General features: G+C 67.1%; 21 protein-coding genes. 1 reads left to right on the top strand and 20 read right to left on the bottom strand.

The genetic code is table 11. The features are described from left to right. Positions 1–93 precede the first annotated feature (93 nt). The 17 genes from D7X99_RS34145 to D7X99_RS34065 all read right to left on the bottom strand — a co-directional run bounded on the left by D7X99_RS34145 (position 94) and on the right by D7X99_RS34065 (position 13,851). A complete protein-coding gene (locus tag D7X99_RS34145) occupies positions 94–378 on the bottom strand; it encodes a hypothetical protein (RefSeq protein WP_233613937.1) in 285 nt (94 codons plus the stop codon). A gap of 8 nt (positions 379–386) precedes the next feature. Beyond that, on the bottom strand, positions 387–890 hold the full coding sequence (locus tag D7X99_RS34140) for a hypothetical protein (protein ID WP_233613936.1): 504 nt from the start codon (positions 888–890) through the stop codon (positions 387–389). 48 nt (positions 891–938) lie between these two features. Then, positions 939–1,505 carry a M15 family metallopeptidase gene (locus D7X99_RS34135; protein ID WP_121781417.1) on the bottom strand — a complete coding sequence of 189 codons (567 nt, stop codon included), beginning with the start codon at positions 1,503–1,505 and terminating at the stop codon, positions 939–941. 40 nt (positions 1,506–1,545) lie between these two features. Next, positions 1,546–3,948, bottom strand: a complete 2,403-nt coding sequence (locus D7X99_RS34130; RefSeq protein ID WP_121781416.1) for a fibronectin type III domain-containing protein — start codon at positions 3,946–3,948, stop codon at positions 1,546–1,548. 3 nt (positions 3,949–3,951) lie between these two features. Beyond that, positions 3,952–4,734, bottom strand: a complete 783-nt coding sequence (locus D7X99_RS34125; protein WP_233613934.1) for a hypothetical protein — start codon at positions 4,732–4,734, stop codon at positions 3,952–3,954. Between the two features lie 41 nt (positions 4,735–4,775). Further along, positions 4,776–7,409, bottom strand: coding sequence for a hypothetical protein (locus D7X99_RS34120; RefSeq protein ID WP_121781414.1), 2,634 nt, complete (start codon positions 7,407–7,409; stop codon positions 4,776–4,778). A gap of 32 nt (positions 7,410–7,441) precedes the next feature. Beyond that, a complete protein-coding gene (locus tag D7X99_RS42520) occupies positions 7,442–7,996 on the bottom strand; it encodes a hypothetical protein (protein ID WP_147476344.1) in 555 nt (184 codons plus the stop codon). Positions 7,997–8,409: 413 nt separating this feature from the next. Then, positions 8,410–8,793 (bottom strand): phage tail protein, encoded by a 384-nt coding sequence (locus D7X99_RS34110; protein WP_121781412.1) that lies wholly within the window; start codon positions 8,791–8,793, stop codon positions 8,410–8,412. Between the two features lie 36 nt (positions 8,794–8,829). Beyond that, a complete protein-coding gene (locus D7X99_RS34105) occupies positions 8,830–9,255 on the bottom strand; it encodes a phage tail tube protein (protein WP_121781411.1) in 426 nt (141 codons plus the stop codon). A 14-nt stretch (positions 9,256–9,269) separates the two neighbouring features. Beyond that, complete coding sequence (locus tag D7X99_RS34100) at positions 9,270–9,671, bottom strand: hypothetical protein (protein ID WP_121781410.1); 402 nt, start codon at positions 9,669–9,671, stop codon at positions 9,270–9,272. Positions 9,672–9,706: 35 nt separating this feature from the next. Then, a complete protein-coding gene (locus D7X99_RS34095; protein WP_121781409.1) occupies positions 9,707–9,994 on the bottom strand; it encodes a hypothetical protein in 288 nt (95 codons plus the stop codon). Positions 9,995–10,055: 61 nt separating this feature from the next. Then, the gene (locus D7X99_RS34090) at positions 10,056–10,493 is read right to left on the bottom strand and encodes a minor capsid protein (RefSeq protein WP_233613932.1); all 438 of its coding nucleotides are present in this window, start codon (positions 10,491–10,493) and stop codon (positions 10,056–10,058) included. Beyond that, the gene (locus D7X99_RS34085) at positions 10,493–10,816 is read right to left on the bottom strand and encodes a hypothetical protein (protein WP_121781407.1); all 324 of its coding nucleotides are present in this window, start codon (positions 10,814–10,816) and stop codon (positions 10,493–10,495) included. Before D7X99_RS34085 ends, D7X99_RS34090 begins: the two co-directional genes overlap by 1 nt. Then, positions 10,816–11,475 (bottom strand): hypothetical protein, encoded by a 660-nt coding sequence (locus D7X99_RS34080; protein WP_121781406.1) that lies wholly within the window; start codon positions 11,473–11,475, stop codon positions 10,816–10,818. The genes D7X99_RS34085 and D7X99_RS34080 overlap by 1 nt, the downstream gene beginning before the upstream one ends. Positions 11,476–11,479: 4 nt before the next feature. After that, entirely contained in the window at positions 11,480–11,914 is a 435-nt protein-coding gene (locus D7X99_RS34075; protein ID WP_121781405.1) for a hypothetical protein, read from the bottom strand. A gap of 30 nt (positions 11,915–11,944) precedes the next feature. Next, complete coding sequence (locus D7X99_RS34070) at positions 11,945–13,168, bottom strand: phage major capsid protein (protein ID WP_121781404.1); 1,224 nt, start codon at positions 13,166–13,168, stop codon at positions 11,945–11,947. Further along, positions 13,165–13,851 carry an HK97 family phage prohead protease gene (locus D7X99_RS34065; protein ID WP_121781403.1) on the bottom strand — a complete coding sequence of 229 codons (687 nt, stop codon included), beginning with the start codon at positions 13,849–13,851 and terminating at the stop codon, positions 13,165–13,167. The genes D7X99_RS34070 and D7X99_RS34065 overlap by 4 nt, the downstream gene beginning before the upstream one ends. 142 nt (positions 13,852–13,993) lie before the next feature. On the opposite strand from D7X99_RS34065, the gene D7X99_RS42515 reads away from it, so the two are divergent. Beyond that, positions 13,994–14,974 carry a hypothetical protein gene (locus tag D7X99_RS42515; RefSeq protein ID WP_147476343.1) on the top strand — a complete coding sequence of 327 codons (981 nt, stop codon included), beginning with the start codon at positions 13,994–13,996 and terminating at the stop codon, positions 14,972–14,974. A 44-nt stretch (positions 14,975–15,018) separates the two neighbouring features. Here the strand turns inward: D7X99_RS42515 and D7X99_RS34060 are convergent, their stop codons facing one another. From D7X99_RS34060 to D7X99_RS34050, 3 genes are read right to left on the bottom strand one after another with little or no spacing between them, the layout of a single operon-like run. Then, positions 15,019–16,296 carry a phage portal protein gene (locus D7X99_RS34060; RefSeq protein ID WP_233613930.1) on the bottom strand — a complete coding sequence of 426 codons (1,278 nt, stop codon included), beginning with the start codon at positions 16,294–16,296 and terminating at the stop codon, positions 15,019–15,021. Positions 16,297–16,322: 26 nt separating this feature from the next. Next, positions 16,323–17,732, bottom strand: coding sequence for a terminase family protein (locus D7X99_RS34055; protein ID WP_121781402.1), 1,410 nt, complete (start codon positions 17,730–17,732; stop codon positions 16,323–16,325). Continuing rightward, positions 17,722–18,177 carry a hypothetical protein gene (locus D7X99_RS34050; protein WP_121781401.1) on the bottom strand — a complete coding sequence of 152 codons (456 nt, stop codon included), beginning with the start codon at positions 18,175–18,177 and terminating at the stop codon, positions 17,722–17,724. Before D7X99_RS34050 ends, D7X99_RS34055 begins: the two co-directional genes overlap by 11 nt. Positions 18,178–18,395: the final 218 nt, after the last annotated feature.

Genomic DNA, 18,395 nt, shown 5'->3' with positions numbered 1-18,395 from the left:
TCGGGAGGCGGGAGAAAGGCGCGGAGGCGCCGCCCGAGGAGTCTGAGCGCAGTTAACTTTTAAAGTCCACAATCACGGACTCCAAAAGAGCACTCAGCGCACCTTGGCGAGGGCGAAGCCTGCCCCGGCGACGAGTACCACCGCCAGCACGACAGCCAGGACAGGGACGCGGCGCGGTTGCTGGCGGAGCACCTCGTTCTCCGCCTGGAGGCGGCGCAGCTCGCGGGCCGTGAGGATGCAGCGCTCCGTGGACAGCCAGCAGCCTTCGGACACGGTCACCGTGCGCCCGTCCTGAAGCGTCACGGTGGCGCGCGCCACGTCCAGCACTTCCCCTTCGGCACGCGCTCTGCCCGTTATCAGCAGGGCCAGCGCTACCACCAGGCCCCTCACCGCTTGTCGCCCGGCTGGAGTGCATTCAGGGCGGCCACCGCCGCCACCTTGCCGGCAATCTCCCCGGCCGCCACCTCCCCTGCCTCGCGCGCCGCGTCCGCCACCGAGTCACCGACGAGGAGCGTCTTCACCACCGAGAAGCCGCCCGCCGCTCCGAGGCCAATGCCGAGCGCCTTCAGCAGCAGCGCCAGGGTGAAGGGCTCGCCCGCCAGCAGCGCGTTGGACACCGCACCCGCGACGGACAGCAGCAGCGCCAGCACCGCGCCCGCCCGGGCCGTGCGCAGCAGCGGCCACCACGCGCCCACGAAGCGGCGCAGCACGAAGACGAGGGCGATGACGGCCAGGGACGCGACGAGGGCCCAGTTGCGGGCCGTCACCGCGTCGAGGATGAGGCGCGCGAAGGACTCCACGTTGCCCGGGTCGGGCGTGCCGCTCGCCTGCGCGAAGGCGACGGAGGGGAAGACGAGGCAAAGGGAGAGGACGGCGAGACGTCGCAGCATGGGCATGCCTTTCGTGGGTGAGGTGCGGCGGAAGCGCCGCACGGGAAGTCAGAAGCCGAGTCGCGCCAGCGAGGCGGCAAGCGCCGGGTGCATGGCGCGCCACTCGGGCATCGAGCGAACCGTGTCGAGGAAGCGCCAGACAGCCGCGAGCCGCTGCGCGTCCGTGCTGCCTGCCGGCTCCGAGAGGAAGAGGCCGAGCACCGGCGCCAACTGGCTGCCACTCACGAGGCTGGGCCACTGGCAGTGCGGCGCGTCCCCGAAGGAGCCTCCCCAGGCGAGGCCCGCTCGGCGCGTCTCCTCGCCCAGAATGGCGTAGGCAGGCCCGTCCCAGCGCGGCTGAAGGCCCGGGCGGTTCACGTCCGCGTCGCGGCAGAAGTCGTTCGCCAGGCCGTAGTTGTGCGCGGAGAGGCCCTCCGGCGCTGCGCGCCCGCCCTCCCCCTTCAGGTAGCGCAGGTGCAGCACGCGCTGTTCCGCGAAGGTGGAATAGCCGCGCGTGGCGACGTAGTCCGCGCCGCGTTCACGGCAACGGGCGATGACTTCCCCCATCACCGCCTGGAAGGGCGGATAGAGGGACTTCAAGTCGAGACGGGAGAAGAGTTCAGGGTTCGGAATCATCCCCCACTGAATGGGGGCGGGTTTCGACGTGCGGCGTGCGTCACCCTTCCGCGCGGAAGCGCACCCCATCCAGGCTCACCCAGGCCGCGCCCGTGGGCAGGCTAAAAACTTGGAGGCCCCCGTCCACGTTGAGCTGCCCCATGGCGAAGCCGTGGCTCGTCGGCAATGACAGGATGCGGTTGGAGCTGGCCCGGTAGCCCACCGGGAAGCGGTACGCGTTCACGTAGCCCACCGTCCCAGAGCGAATGAGGCCGCGTGCGGACACCTCGTTGTCGCTGTTCTTGTAGAAGCCCAGGGGCCAGTTGGCGGCATCCCACGCCACCCAGCCATTCTCCAGGTCGCTAATCTGCCCGGTGCGGATGGCCGCCCACGGCTCAACGAGGCCGCCGATGCGCTCCAGCCGCACCGAATCGACGTACACCCAGGGCGCGCCCTGCGTCACGAGGGCCAGCAGGCGCACCTGGACGTAGCGCGTGCCTGCGGGCGCGTTGTGGAAGCCCGTGAGGCGCTCCCAGCCACTCGTCGGAAGCACCTTCGTCGTGCTCACCGTACCCAATACGTTGAAGGCGCCGTCGAACCAGACGAGTTGGACCGACAGCCCGGCGCCCAGCTGCGTTGCCCTCGCGAGGGCATCCACGCTGTACCTGTCCCCTGGCCGGGCAATCATCGCCTGCGAGTCCAGCCGCGTGCCGCTCGCCACCAGCCGGACGGCACGCGCGCCCGTGTACGCGTCCGCCGTCACCTGGGCGTGCGCACCCCAGAGCCCAGTGCCCATCGTCCAGGCGTCCGGCGGCAGCTCCTCGAAGGAGTGCGCCTCGAAGTCGGGGTTGGGTGGCGACTCGCCGAAGGCCACGGCGGGCTGCAACGTGGCGGGCGTCACGTAGGCCGTGGTGACGGACACCTCGGCGGATGGCGCGCCCAGGTTGCCCGAGGCGTCGCGGCCCACCACCCGGCAGTAGTACGTCGCGCCGGGGCGCAGCTCGGACAACGGGAAGCGCGTCGCCGATGCCCGGCCCTGGAAGGTGGCCTCGGAAGGCTGGTAGCCCGGCGTTCGCGACGCATGCACCTCGTACTCGTCCCAGGCCGGGCCGGTGGTGGCCGGTGTCCACGTCACCACGCACCCGTTGACGATTGGCACCGCCCGCACCTCCTGCGGCGCGGCTGGCCCCGTGAAGGTTGCGCTGGGGGCGACACCTGGCCGGCTGTCGCGCTCCAGCCACTCGCGCAGCGACGTGGAGGGCTGGCCGCGCAGCACCAGCTTCATGCGCGCTGTGCCGTCCGTGGCGCACTGGTGCTCCAGCTCTTGCACCGCGAGCCGCTGCGCCGTGTCCAGGCGCACGCCGTCCGGCAGCACGAGCACCAGGTCCGCCAGCTCCAGTCCGGGGTGAGGGTCCACCGTCATGGAGACAGTCAGGGGCGAGACGGAGAGGTCCGCGATGGCCGCGTCCGCGAGCCTCTGCGCTTCGGGCTCCATGTCGATGTTGTCGAGGTCGTCGTTCGCCACCTGCATCCAGCGGCGGCCCACCTGGGCGCGGGCCGTGGGGTTGCTGGCCGTCACTGTCTTGCGCTTCGGCGTGCCCGAGGCGTCCAAGTCGTATTTGTCGCTGTAGATGACCTCCACGTCCGTGCGGATGTCCGCCAGTTGCCGGGTCACCCCATCGAGGTTGCCGAACTCGTCCGGGCCATAGCTCCAGTCCTCCTCCGTCTGGAGCCGGTTTGGCGCGGAGAGCGTCAGCGCGTAGGCACCGGCAGCTGGCTGCCAGCGCATGCGGCAGTCCCAGCCAATCCGCTGCGCCAGGGTGCGCGCCGCGTCCAGCACCGGCTCCACCTTCTGCACGTACCGCCCGCGCTGGGACATCGGGTCCACGGGCGTGAAGAGCGCGAATGAAGCGAGGCCGTTGTCGTCCAGCAACGACTGGATGATGGACTGCACGGCCACGCCCACCGTGTCGTTACCGTATTCGCGCTCCACCTCGATGAAGGTGTCCTGCAGCAAGCCGCCCAGGTCGCGGCCCACGACGCGCAGCTCGTCGGGCCCGGCGTCCACCTCATCGATGCGGCCCCGGAAGACTTCGAAGTAGTCCTCCTCCTTCGGCGCGGTGGCGAGCGGCGCCAGGCCCAGCTCCACGCGGAAGTAGGCGCCCTCCACCAGCAGCGGCGCGAACGTGCCCGCGTCGGAGGTGTTGGCGAGGGACTGCGCCACCAGGGGCGATAGGGAAAGGCGCGCCCCTGCTGCGCCGCTGCGCAACAGGGACACCTCCGCTTCGGCCACGGGCGCGTCCAGCTTGTCGTTGACGCGGACGCCCAGCACCCAGTCAAAGCCCAGAAGGGCATGCAAGCCGCGCCACTCCCCTGCCGCGTCGCGTACCCAGACGCGCGGGTGGGTGGAGTAGCCAGAAGGGCTGCCCAGGAGGGCCGCCTGGAAGGACGAGAGGGGCCGCATGCGTCAGCGCTCCTGCAACTCGAAGTCGAACTCCTGCCCGAGGACGAGGACGCCGCCCTCCCACCACTGCACCGCGCGTCCTGTCCCCACCCGGCCCAGTACGGGCATCGGCGCGTAGAGGGCGGCACCCAAGGCCCGGTGGTACGGGTACGGCGCGCCGAAGGACTCGCCAGCAGCGAACCAGGGGGCCACCCACGACGCGGGCGCCAGCCACGGCAGCACCACCAACTCGTCAACCAGCAACTCGCCGCCGCCTGCCGCGTTGCTGAGCGTCACCGCGCCCTGGGGCAACTGGCCTGCGTCGTCCATGACGAGGAAGCCGCCCACGTGGGGGACTGGGACTGCGGCGCCGTTGACGTGGAGGCCCACGCCCGCGCGGTGGACGTGATGGCGCCACTTGTCCTTCGTCCCCTGGCGCTTCCACCAGTAGGCCACCGTCCACCTCGCCCCGAGGCCCGTGGGGAAGGCGACGCGAGCGCCCGCCTCCATGCGCATGCACCCGCCGAAGCGGCCCATGGCCTCCACCGCCCACGCGTTGCCCACCATGGCGCTCGGCGAGAGGAAGGCGTGGCTTCGCAGCCCATCCTCGAAGCTCCACACCTGGCCCTCGCCATTGAGAAGCCCCCGGTACGCGCGGGCCTCCTCCTGCGTCAGTGGGCCGGTGTTACCCGCGAGGGTGAAGACTTCGCGCCGCACACTGCTACGCAGCCACCCGGAGAAGGTGCGGCGGTGCTCACCCAGAAGCGTCGGCGTGTACGTGAGGCCCCGCTCCGCTGAAACGGGCAAGGGGATTCCAGAAAGGGCCAGGGCGGGCGGCATGGAATTCCTCAAAAGGCGGAGAGGCGCACGCGGCTACCAGCGACTCGGATGCTCGCGCGCTGCTGGCGCAGCGACTCGTCCCGTCGCGTGGCTTCCATGGCGGCGTCGATGTCGTAGCCGGTGATGTTGTAGGTGACGGGCGCGGCCAGGGCGGAGACATTGCCCGTCTCCGGCGCGCGCACCTGCCCTCCTCCGCTGAAGCCAGGAGGCAGGTAGCTGCCGAGCCATCCCGGCACCGCAGGCGTCGCGGCTGCCTGCCCCAAGAGGAGCTGCTGAACGACGGGCGGGAGCATACCGAGGAGCCACGCAGGCACCGGTCCGCTGGGCGAGGACGGGGCGTCCTCCTCCGGCTCCCCGGAATCAGGCGCATCGGGCGTGGGCTTCGGCTTGGACGGCACCGTGGGGCCGTCCTGCGTGTCCTCGGACTCGAAGCGGCGCAGCGCCACCTTCCACGCGGCCGGCACGTTGCTGAGGGCCGCCGTGGCGCGGGCCACTGCTTCCGTGTGCTCCTCCACCTGGGCGGTCTCCTCTGCACGCGCCTTCGCCGAGTCCCACGTCGTGTCCTCCAGCACGCGCAGGGAGTCGTCCATGCTGTCGGTGTCCACCTTCAGCTTGTTGAGCGAGCGCGCGAACTTCTTCAGCCCGTCGAAGCCCGTCCAGTCGATGAGGCTGGAGATGGCGCGGATGACGGTCTGCACCGCGCCGATGACGGCGTTCCAGACTTCGCTGATGGCCTTCGCGATGGTGAGTACAACGCTGCCGACGAACTTCAGCGCCGTGAAAAGGGCCTTCATGACGGGCCCGCCCAGGATGCTCAGCGGTTGCTGAATCAGCAGGAAGGTGCGGCCCAACACCTCGAAGAGGGGCGCCAGGCCCTTCAGGATGTCGCCCAGAATCACCAGCGGCGGCACCAGAGGTTCAATCGCCTCCCCCAGCATCTCGAAGACGGGCGTCAGCGCGGAGAGGAAGCCATCCACCACCATCGTCACGGCGTTGAGCAGGGGCTGGAGCGGCTCCAGCAGCGTGCCCAGCGAGTTGGCCACCTTCTGGATGAGCGTGTTGACGGACTCGATGACGCCCTTGAAGCCCTCGGACTGCATGAGCAGTTCGCCCACCACGGCGATGATGGCGCCGTAGACTCCGCCCGCCTCCATGCCCTGGATGCCCGCGTTAATGAGGTCGCCCAGCTGTCCCAACCCGCCAATGAAGCGGTCCACCAGCGACTCCCTGGCGGCTTCCATGGCCGCTTCCGCTTCAGCAGCGAGGCTCTCCGCCTCCAGGCGCATCTCATGGAATGCGGCGGCGCCGGCGGCTTCCTCCGCGCGGATGCTGGCCAGGTACTCCTTCCGGGACTCCTCGTTGGCCTGGGCCTGGAGCTTCGCCATGGCGGCCTGCTCCGCCGTCGCCTGCTTCTGGGCGGCCTCCAGGGCGGCCTTGTCGGTGGGCTTGCGGATGCGCGCCTTGCCCTGCGCCCCGCCCCCACCCGTCAGCTTCGCCAGGAGGGCCTGAATCTGCGATGTGACGCCCTCCAGGTTGAGGGCACGGGCGAGGTCCGCGCCGAGCCGCTTCGCACCCGAGACGCTGGTGCGCAGGCCGTAGGCGACGCTCTCCTCCAACTCCCGCCCCGCGTCGGCCACGGCGTCGCCCACCGCCACCGCTGTCTGCCGCGCGCCGTCCCAGAGCACCTCGGCGCCCTGTCCCAGCGTCTCCAGCAGCTCCCGGCCCGTGACGGTGGACACCTGCCGGAAGGTGGCGGCCAGCTCCGGGAAGCCGGCCTGCCGCGCCATCGGCTCCAGGAGACGGGAGACGCCGCGCACCAGCGCCGCGACGCCGTCCAGGACGGACAGGGCCGCCCCCTTCACAAAGTCGCCCAGCGCCAGGAAGGCACGCGAGAAGCCATCCGCGATACGGCCAGCCCACTTCGCCAACTGGTCACCGATGTCCCGGAAGAAGTCCGAGAGGCCTGTGCTGCTGTCCTCCCAGGCGGCGTAGACGCTGCCCGCCAGCAGCACCAGCGCCGCCACGGCGGCGGCCACCGCCGCGAGCGGCACTAGCAGGCTTCCGGTGGAGAGGGCCAAGCGCCCCAGGCTGCCGGTAACGGACGGCGTGCTCGCCACCATGCCTCCCATGGAGGCCGTCACCTTGTCTATGGAGGTCGCCAGCGAGGCCAGGGCGACGGACTTGTTGAGCAGGCCCAGCACCTTCACCAGCCCGCCAGCGCCCGTGGCCACGCCTTCCACAACGTTCGCCACCTTCCCCAACGCTCCAACGGCAAGGCCCGCTCCGGCGACCCACACCAGGACATCCGAGGCGGCGGCCTTCATCTCTGGAGAGAGGGACTGGAAGCTCGCAACCACGCGCTCGACGCCGTCCGCGACGTGCTGCACCACCGGAAGGAAGGCGTCGCCGACGTCCGCCGCCAACGTGTAGAGGAGCGCCGTCATCCGCTCCGTCTCGCGCTCCATGGCCATGTTGGACTTGGACGCCGCCGCGACTGCGCCGGCAATCCCGGCCGCCACAGCCGCACCAATCTCACCAAGGCCCTTGGACTTCTCCTTCACCTGCTTGGCGGCCTTCTCGACGGCATCCACCACCTTGCCCAGGTTGGAGAGGGCTTCACCAATGGAGGCGGAGACCGACACATAAAGCCCTCCAACTTTCAGGGCACCGGACATCAAGGCACCCCGTTCTCTGGAGCCGAGCGAACGAGCGTGAACGTGAACCCGCCCGTGTGCCGAATGCGGCCGTGGATAACCGCACTGATCAACTCCGCGCGAAGACCAAGCACCGCCGCTGCGGCGGAGATGCTCTCGTAGACGACCCCATGCTGATCCATTACGGCTTTGCGAAGCGTTGGCTTCGGCCCTCCGAGAGTCCGGCGTAGCAACGCCTTCCGCTCGGGCTTCTGATGCGCAGCCCGGAGACGAGCACGATGCGCGTCCGAAAATCGACGGCCCTGATTGAATGAGCGAATCCGCTCACGATGCGCGGCAGAAATACTGCGGCCCCGATTCCGGGCCGCCATTTGCTGGAGCTTGATCAGGTTTTCTGGCCGAAGGCCGGCACGCCGCATCTTGGCGCGCGCCTCCAGAGACGCGATCGCCCCAGGGACACCATCGCCGCCAGAAGTTCCATTGACGAGGCTGCATCCAACAAACTTGAAGTACGCGATGAAGAAGCACTCAGCCTCATCGAGTTCAGCCGTCGAAGAGAATCCCTCTTCAATCACCACCAGCTCAGGAAGAAGGCCTGCCGCCAGGACGCTCCGAATCCAATGAAGGCGATAGGTATGCCGAGGGGAACTTCGGGCTTCGCTGACATGAGCACGACGGCGGCGCTCAGGGTTCTGCTCAGTCTTTCCAACGTACCGAAGCTGTCCGTCTCTTGGGTCAACCAATCCATAGACGGTCCGATGGGTTTCGATTCCTCGGCAGGCCATGCCTCACCTCTTGGGACGCTTCCTGAAAACCGTTGTCGTCATCAGCGGGCCGGCATGGGAGGTGGGGCCAGGGGCGCGCGCACCGCGCATCTCCTCGGCCTCCAGGGCGCAGTGAGCCAGGAGGTGGACGACGTCCTCCCACGCCCAGCCGCGCACTTCCTCGGGCGACTGGCCCGTCAGCTTCACCACCGCGTGCAGCGCCCTCAGCTCGGGGTGGTGACGGAGTTTCCCTTCGCCTCCTCCAGCGTCGGGCCCGCGAAGGCCCGGGCCAGTTCGTCCTGAATCTCCTCCAGCCAGGGCTCACGCCTCACCTGGTCCGCGTCCATGTCCTCGAAGACGCGGATGGCGGTGTCCGGGTGGTAGAGGCAGAGGACGGCGATGCGGGCGATCATCGCCATCCCTGCGAACTCATCCACGGGCTTGCGGTCCGGTCCCAGTTCCTTGGCAGCCTTCGCTGCGGCGAGCAGTTCCAGCTTCTCGCCCAGTGGCGGTTGGCAGATGTCGTAGTCGGCGCCGTCCAGAGCGACGCGCTTGTGCAGCTTGCGGCGGGTGCCCAGGGGCTTTCGGAGCGTGGTGGGTGCGGTCATGGTGAGGCCTCGGATGTGGAGAGGGAAAACAGTCGGCTACACCGCGACGGGCGCGCCCTGGCCGGCAAGGGTGGCGGAGAAGGTGACGACGTCCGTGGAGCTGCGGCCCTCCTCGTAGGACGTCACCTTCACCGGGTAGCGGTAGCCCTGCGCCCCCACGGGCGCAGTCTCGTCCTCCACGATGGTGAAGAAGACGGTGGCATCGCTCTCGAAGGCGTCACGCAGCACCTGCTGGGGTGCGCTGCCCTTGAAGACGTGGCCGGACAGGGGGATGGAGAAGGACTTCCAGGTGCCCTTGGTGCGCTTGTAGCCGTCGCCACCGAAGTAGTTGGCGTCCACGGTGTCCTTGGCGCGATTGACGGGCGCCTCCAGGACACCGTCCAGCGCGTCCGCCTCCACGGGCGCAGTGTCCGTGGCGCGAATGTAGAGCTTGTCGAAAAATGCCTCTCGGGGTTCGGGCATGGTGGTGGCTCCAGTCACGGGGAGGGTAAGCGCTGCGCGAGGAAGTCCTTCAGGGCGGCGGCCACGCGGCGGCGAGCGCTGCCACGGGCGCGACGAAAGGACTTGCGGAGGAAGTGCGGGGGCGGGTTGAAGAGCTGCGAGCCCCAATGCCAGCCCTCGTGAATGGGGCCTGCGGAGGGGTGCGCGTAGCCCGCCGTCCATGTCGTGGAGAGGCGCCTGCTCAGGTTGTGGAGGGGGCCGCTCAGAAAGGCGCTGTCCCGGAGGTGGCCCTCTCTCACCGGCACGAGGAAGAGGGAGTAGTCCAGGGCGAGGCGGGCGATGTCCCGGCAGGGCGCATCGAGCGCGCGCAGCACCTCGACAGGCGAGCGACGCAGACGCTCCAGCTTCACCGCATCGACTTTGACTCGAACAGGCATCCCCTACTTCAATGGGGGCACTGTTCGCGAGAGGCTCAGCTTTCGGGCTGGCCGTACAACGCGACCGCCATCATCTCCAGATGCCTGCCAACGACCTGATACGTGGCCGCAGTGAGGTAGACGAACACACCCTCCGCTGGCAGTGGATTGAGGCAGAGGACAGAAATCCCACGCGACTCCAGCAGATCATGCAGGACGTCGTAGGCCGGCCGAATGAACTCGTCCGTCCAAAAGATTTCATTCGACTCAAGCGCGGCAAGAGCCCTGGGGACAGCCTTTTCCTCCAGCATCTCGACCAACTCATCAAGCGCTGATTGGCTCATGTTGCGGTAGCTTCCTCTCGGCTCCATTGGCTCACCATCTCCGCGCGCACGAAATGCATCCTCAGCTGAGTATGCCAGCAGGCACGCTCAACAGTCCGACCACGAGGTTGAGCACCCAGCGATGCCGGTCCGCACCGTCCGTGCCCAGGTAAGTTGGTGCGCTCTCTTCCGCGCGTGCCAGAGCGTATGGGCGAAGATCCGACAAGTGGAGGGTCGCGAAGACGGCCTGGGCGAGTTGCTGTCCGCCCTCGAAGTCCTCGCGCGCCGAGCGGATCCGCACCTGGCATTCCGGAGCAAGGTACGCCGCGCGCCCCCCGCCCACGTAGGACTGGGGCCCGGTGCCGCCCGTCACCACCAAGGCTAGCGCCCTGTCCGGCACGTCGCTGTCCGCCTCGGGCATGGGCGCAGTGAAGAGGTTGGCGTTTGGCGCAGGAGGACGAACCAGCCCAAGGCCCGCGCCCTCCAGCAGCACCGCCAGTTCCGAAGCGATGTCCCGCATCAAAACCACACCTTCCGGAAACGCACCGCGCCCGCGCCGTCCACGAACTCATCCACCGCCACCGGGCGCCGGGCGCGGTTGAAGTCCGCCACGTCCTCGCCCGGCAGCCACACACGGTGCTGCAACGTCAGGGGCGCGTCCGTGTAGACGACGTGCGCAGAGAGGTGCTCATTGCCGTTGACGTCGCGGATGAGGCGTCGGGACGGCTGCACGCGCGCACGTGCCGTCACCTGTGGCCCAAGCGTCGGCTTGCCATAGGCATCCCGGCCCGTCAGCACCGCATACGTAATCGACTGTCGGAAGGTGTCAGTGGGCGATGCCATCAGCTCACCCGGTGAATGACGTAGGGCGCGAGCAAGGCCTGCGCGGCACCAGGAATGGGGCTCTTCCCCTCAGCCTTCGCGGCAAAGTAGCTGACGGACCAGTCGCCGATAGACTCGCTGGCCACCATGGCATCCACGCCACGGGAGCGGTACAGTTGCACCGCAGTGAGGACAGTCGCCTCCTGCACCTCCTCCGGCAGAGTCACCACGCGTGAGCCGTCCAGAACACGCTGTCCCGGCGTCACGAAGCCCCCGTCGTAGACAACGCGAATGCCATCCACGCTGCCCTGAAAGCTGTCCACCGTCTCCACCACCAGCCCCCCCGAGCGCGCCGTCTCCCTCCACACGCCGCGCCTGCGGTACAGCATGCCGGCGTCCGCCAGCTTCCCGTGGCTCTCGTACTCCTCGGTCGGCACGAAGGCTCCGCTCTCCCAGACGCCCACCACCAGGACAACGGGCGGGCGCTCCAGCAACAGCAATGGGCGCCCGTAACCCGCCGGATACTCGACGAGGCCCTGGCCGTACTCGAAGACCCGGCCGCAATAGCCAGCAACGGCCCGGCTCGCCGCCGTGACGAGGGACTCCAGGCGCGGCGTCACCGCCACGCCCAGGTCCTCCGCCACAGTGGCGGCAAGGCACAGGTCAGCAGGACTCGCCATGGCCTCACACCGGCAGTGTCATGGCGCCGCCGAAGACAACGAAGGCGCACGCCTGGAGGCTGGGTGACGTCCCGCCCGTCAAGGTCGTGGCCTCCGCCACGCGGATGAACTGCTTCGCCTCGCCGAGGTCCACGTCCTTCTCCGCGAAGGCGTTCGCCGCAGCCAGCTGCACGGAGGCCGAACCCGGCCCGGCCGGCACGAAGTCCGTCCAGGCGTCATCCGCTCCATTGTCGCTGGAGTGCTGGAGCTTCACCTCGTAGCCCTGCGCGGTGGGGCCGCCCGTCACCGCGCCCGTGGCCGCGACAAGGACGCAGCTCTCGCCCAGGACGAGCCGGTCGTAGCCCGTCCCCTGGCGGGTTCCAGCGGGCGTCGCGGCGGGCGGCGTGCCCAAGCGAGCAGCAACGAAGGCGCCAATCTGACTGATGTGCGGTGCGCTCATGATGTCCTCCCTTTCGTGGGCGTGGCCCGGTCAGTTGCTGCCCCAGCTCAGGTCCTTCACCACGACACCGGATTGCCGGTGGCGCATGGCCAGGTCGTGCTTGGTGATGGCGCGAAGCACCGTCTGGTCCGTGGAGATGCCGGACACCACTTGGCCGCCGCGCGTAAAGGCCCCGTTGGGGAAGACTTCGATTTCCAGCGCCATGGACTCGCCGATGAGCACCTCGGCCATGTCCACGAGGTAGAGCTCGGAGCAGTTCTTTCCCGAGCCGAGCGTCTCCGGAATCTGGTTCGTGACGAAGAAGGGCACGTTGCGCAGCGTGCCGCGCTCCACCATCTCCCGCTCCAGGGCGTTGGTCCCCTCCCCGCCAGGCCCCGGAGCATCGAGGATGGCCGTCTCCGCATTGGGGGACATCAGCCACACCGGCTGCACCATGGGCACGTTGGCCTTCTTCAGCTTCTTCTTCGCCTTGTTCAGCTCCTTCTTCATCTCGCCCAGCGTGGGCGCGCCCGCCGTAGCCACCGTCTCCGCGTAGACGTGGGCCGCGTCCACCTGGTTGCGGATGCCGCGCGGCTCCAGCTGCGTGCCGCTGCCCCGCAGGAATGCCGCATCCTCCCGCAGCGCCATGACGTTGAGCAGGTCGTTGCGGATGAACTCCTCCGCGTTGATGGAGGCGTTGCGGATGAGGTCGTTGGGCACCGCCGTCAGCGCCGTGAGCTTCTTCTCGGACAGGGACACCGTGTCCGTGCCCGGCTCCGACTCCTGGATGGTGCTCGTCTCCCCGCCGTAGAAGGCAGTGCCCGTACTGGACTGCCGGTCGAAGGTGAGCGAGGCGCCAATGGGGATGACGCGGGCGCCGGCCTGCCGCACCACGGCCTTGTTGCGCAGCAGTTCGATGAACTCGGAGGCGAACTGAGGGTGCACCATCGAGCCCAAGCCCGAGTAGTTGCCCTGGGAGAGCGCCTTGCTCACCACCTCGTCGCCCCAGCCCTTCAGCACGTCCACCACGTTGCGCCCATCCATGCGCGCGACGGCCTTCGCCTTCACGTAGCGGATGAGGTTGAGGCCCGTACCCTCCGTCACGTGCTTGCCGGTAACGGGCGCGCGGCGGGGCTCTTCGGGCGCGGTGTCGGCCGCCTTGGAGCCCAGCAGCGCCGCGTAGTTGTCGCGGTGTCCCTTGGACTGCTCCACCAGTTGCGCGGCCACCAGCGGGCCCAACGACTTCGCCATCTCCTGCATCTGCTCGGGGGTCATGCTTTCTCCTGGAGGTGCTGCAACAGCGCCCGCGCCGTGTGAGCGGCAAGGGCGTGAGTGTCGGACTCGGAAAGAGAAGGAGGCGCGGCGGGCGGGGCAGCCTTGCGCTTCTTGCGCCCATTGCGGCCTAGCGCCTTCACCACCGCGTCCGCGATGTCGCGAATGAGGGCGGCGCGCTCGTCGGCATGCTTTTTCACCCGCACCGCGCGCTGGTTGCCGGGAATCGTGACGACGGAGATTTCGAGAAGCTCCTGCTCGTCGCAGTCGTAACCGCCGCGCTCATTCTCGTGGTAGCGCAGCATGCGGTAACGCACGCTCACCGCGTTGAGGATGCCCTTCTCCACTTTGGACTCGACGCGCCGGGCAAAGTCGTCGTCCTGGTCGAACTCGATGTCCACCAGGAGGGCGTCACCCTGGACGTAGGCTCGGCCTTTGCCAATTGGCAGGATGTCCGTGCGGCCCGCGCCGAACAGCCCACCGGAACCGTCGTCGTGCATATAGAGGACGACAGGGTTGGCAGCGTAGGCATCGAGCCGCCAGCCCTGGACGGACAAACGGTCGCTGTACCGGTCGAAGTCAGCGTCGTTGGCTCGGAAGGTAAAGACCTTCGGCAGGCCGTCAACTGGCGGTAGCGCGTTCTTCTGTGCGACGAGGGGACGGGACCGCTGAAGAGGCTTGAGCATTCACCTCTTCAATGGGGGCGGATCTCGCCGTCTTTCAGCCTCGTGCACTCCAACTGCCCATTCAAATCAGGTAGGCTCTTCTGGCGTGAAGCACGCTTACGTCTGAGCAACCGCCCCAATCGCCTGAGCCCTCATTTAGACAATGCCATCCAGCAACAATCAGGACCCGATCGACGCCGCCAAGGAACTTCTAGGCATTTCAGACAATCTCCCAATTCTGGATCTATGCGAAAGACTCACCGAGCTTCGCAACTCAAAACATCCCGATCTATTCCAGGATCCAAAACTCAAAGAAGAAGCAGAAGAGCAGTTCAAAAGCATCGGCGAACTACTAGGCACGCTAGAGCGTCTAGCACAAAGAGAACATCTCTCTCGCACCAGCAGCCAACTCGCAGTATCTCAACCGCAATACGAAATCGTTACGCTCAAAATTAAAATATCACAACTATCCGAACAACTCTTCAAAACAAAAAGAGACCTAGAAACACAAACACAAGCAAACATCCTGCTTCACAACAAAAACAAATCCACCGAAGACACAAAAACAAAAGAAAACATAAAAGATCTGATCGAAACCTACAAGCCCAAGAAAGGATCGACACTAAGATCAGCCACAGCATTCACGATGACCGCAGCGCTAGGGGTAATACTAAAAATCGACTCCATCGCCCCCGTCATTCAAAAATACTCTCCTTTCGACCCCATAATAATAAATTCAGCTGTCGTTTTTGCTCTCGCATCAGTCTTACTGTTCGCATTGCGCCAGCATACCAAAAGCAAGGAGTTCGAAAATCTCGCGGAATGGGTTTGCACAACAAGCTTTTCTGATGGTTTTTCCGGCTGGCTCAAAAAATCAAGAGGCCCCAATCCAACCGAGTTCTCGGAATCAGAAGCGGTCGAATATATAACACAGCAACTAGCTTCTCGACGTCTCCTGAAATTCACAAACACCCTACTCCAGCTTGAGCTCCTAACAGACTCACCCATTGATGCCCTAAAGAACGCCTTCATTTACTCCCTGATGGGTCGAGGAATGATAAATCACTCATCAACCCAGGGCATGAGTCGCACATTCACAATAAAGGGCACGCGGTTTTTTGATTTCAATAATCTTCCATTCTAGTAGTCGAGCCATTTCACACCAGATGGGGAGATGGATTTCGGGCCTCAGTCTTCCATGCCCGCTCCCCTTTGGCCCTGTTCTTGGCCCGGCATTGGCAATGGGTATCCCTGGCGTTTAGGGTCGGGCTTGAAGCCTGCCAACTCTCGCCACTCCGTGTAGCTAAAGGCCTCTGGCATGGTGCTCATGACGCGAAGTTGGTGCTCCCGGTCCGCAGGCACGGGGCTGTCGTAGTCGAGGATGGCCTCGGGGTCGCCGAACATCGGCATCAGCCGCATCTGATACTCAGTGCGAAGAAGCTCCATGCGCGGGAACGTCGCCTGCTCGGCGAGGTTCTCCCGCGCAGCGAAGGCCGTCGCCTTGTTCGAACTGGAGATGTCACCTACGATTTCGGGCGGCACGCGGTACGTCATCCGCACGAAGCTCATGAGGAACTTCCGCAACTCCACGAGTTGCATGTCGCGGAAGCTCGTATCGAGGCGCGCGAACGTCACACGGCCACTGGTGAGGAGTAGCTTGCCCGCCTTGTCCGGCCCCTGATGCTCGCGGGCCAGCGACTCCTTGAAGGCCTTCGCCCCTGCGCTGTTCGCATCCGTCAGTCCCTCGATGGATGCGATGGCTGGTGGCAGCATGTTGTTCCAGAAGCTCGCGCGGAGAAACCGCGCCACGAACTCGTCTGTGTCCAGTTCGTCCCCCAGCGCGAAGGCCGGCCCGACGCCGCGTCCAAGCGGGTCCTCGGGGTCAAGGTTGCGCAGATGGAGCACATCCCCCGCTGGAATCTCCCGAGTCACGCCGCCTACGGCGACCGTGAACGTGCGCCGCTCGCGCGGCACGTCCAGCGCCGGCAGGCGGGTTACGAGATTGGGAGGAACAGGCCAGAAGCCCACGGGGAATCCCGCCACGCGCTCCAGCACCAGGAAGGCCTCGCCGACCAGGTCCAAGTACACCTGTACCAGCTTCGTCACGGAGCGGCCGGTCAGGTAGTCATTCGGATCCGCGAGCATCCGCAGAATGGGATGGTCCGGCACCTCCTGGACTTCGCCTGCGTCCAGCATCGCCTTCAGCCGCATTGCGCGGACCTCGCGCGTTGCGCTTCGCAGCGAATAGTCCTTCACCGGGTGCCCGTCCTTCGAGACGCGGCGGTATACGCGCCAGTTCACCCCGGCCACGGAATCCGCAACCACGTCTACGACGGCCCGGAGCCATGGCATTTCGCGGTACGCGGCCAGGAGCTGCGACGTGCCACGGCGCGGCGGCGCCTGCTGCCAGCGCGCCAGCTCCAGTCCCGTCCCCTGGCGCGGAGGACGTGACACCGCCGCCTTCATCCGATCCCACAATCCCATCGCGTCCCTCACAGGCAGAAAAAGGAGTCGGCAAAGACAAGCTCGTGGACACCCCAAAGCAGGGCATCCACCCGGTCATCGCGACGGCCGTTGATGCCACTGAATTTGGCGAGCTGCGCCTCCAGCTTCGGGAAAGTGCTCACCAACTCGATGCGCCCCGTCTCCGCCAGGGCGCTAACTGGCTCGGCGCGCTTCGACTTCGCCTCCCGCGCGCGCACCGGCTTCACGTTGACCTGGACGCCCATCTCCGAGGCCACGGTCTGGATGGTCGTCTCCACCATCTCTCCGCCCGAGTTCACCTCCGCCACCAGGGCATCGCAGCCGAAGGCCAGGTACTCGCGAATGGCAGCGGCAGCCCACTCACGCGGCGAGCCCCGGAGGCTCGCGTCCTTGAGCACCGACACGCGCTTGAGTGGCGCGCCATCCGTCCCGACAAGCGGACTGGTTCTCACGCCCTGGACGATGATGCCCGTCTCGTCCGAGCCCGTCTCACTGGTGGGCGCTGGGTCCACGGACACGATGCGCCGGTCCAGACCGCGCGCGTACTCGTGGGCATCCGCCTCCACCCGGCCCCACTTCGCCGAGCCGAAGATGGCGCCGGGCACGTCCATGAGCAGCCGGCCCAAAACCTCCTGCTGGCCCCAGCGGGTGTTCATGAGGGCGCGCATGGTGGCCACTGCACTGGGCGCCAGGTTGGCGCGGTTGGCCAGCGACGAGCCCGTGCGCAGCACCACGCCCGGCCGCAGCGTCTTCGCCTCTGCATCCGCGAAGAGAAGCTCCTCCAGCTTCCTCAGCGGGCGGGGCGTTCCCGTGAGCAGCAACTGGGGCGGGTGCGCGGCGGTGCCGATGCGCAGCACCATGGGGAGTTGGTCCAGGGCCGCCATCTCATGCTTCCAAGAGGCAGGCTCGTCACCCCAGGCCCAGCCGCAGTTCGGGCCGCGCAGCCGGTCAGGCTTATCCGCCGAGTAGCAGATGGCGTAGACGCCATTGGGCCACGTCACCCGGCGCTTGCTGGGCTCGTAGACGGGCATGAACCAGGGCGGCGACAGGGCCAGGATGCCGCTGGAGCCACGGATCATCGTGTCGCGCACGTCGGCCGCCGTGGGCCCGATGAGGGCACCGATGGACATCGCCTCCCGCGCCTTCTGGATGACCCACCGGGCCCCGCTCCATGTCTTGCCGAAGCCCCGCCCCGCCATGATGAAGCAGGTGGCGAACGACGCGGGCGGCACCTGCTCGCGGCGCGCCCAGAAGTCCAGGTCGTGGACGAGCGTTTCCACCTCGGGATGGGTCATCCGTCCGAAGAGGCTCGCGAGGCCCTGGCGCGTGCCGGCCTGGCGCACCATGAAGGCTGCTGGGGACTCGTCCGGGGCGAGCTGCTCCAGCATCTCCGCGTAGGGCAGGCGCTCACGGCGCATCGTCGCCCCCACTGCCGCTGGCCCCGGCCATCGCCTCGGGAGCGTCCGGAAGCAGGCGGCCCAGCCGGTCCATCAGCAGTTCGCGTAGCGCGCGCTCGTCGGCGGCCTTGTCCTCGGGCGCCACCTCCGAGACGTTGTCCCGCCTCCCGTAGAGTTCCGGGAAACGGCGCGACAGAAGCCACTGCACATGCTTCGGGTTGTGCGCGGCAGCCGCCATCAGCATGTCCGTGGCGGACTGCATGAAGCGCGCTTCAGCCGCGCTCACTGCGAGGAAAAACTCGTGAAAGCGGCCCCGTTCCTCTCCCGCACCGCGATGAAACCAGCGCGAAAGCGTGTGTTCGTTCACGCCAACGAGGCCCGCCACGGCGCGACGGAAGAGGCCGCGCTCCAGGTGGCCGCAAATCTCGGCCTGAAGTTCAGGGGTTAGCTTCGTGGGAGGTGCCATCCCTCCCTCAATGGGGGCGGGATGCGCGCAGGATTTCCGCTTCGCGCCGCACACATCGCAGGCAGGCCTGCGTTTTTCTCAAGATTTTTCGAGCGTGGGGGCCCGCCGAGCAAGGCGGAAACGGGACGACCGTCCCAAATTCGGACCCGGGGGGGCCTCAAGCCATGTTCAACGTGACTGCAATCCGGGCAGAGCCGCCACGATGCGCTCGTGGCAGG

This window comes from Corallococcus sp. AB032C, assembly GCF_003668935.1.
Lineage (GTDB): Bacteria > Myxococcota > Myxococcia > Myxococcales > Myxococcaceae > Corallococcus > Corallococcus exiguus.
The sequence above is the reverse complement of the archived record's forward strand: the minus strand, read 5'-3'. Positions and strand labels throughout refer to the sequence as shown.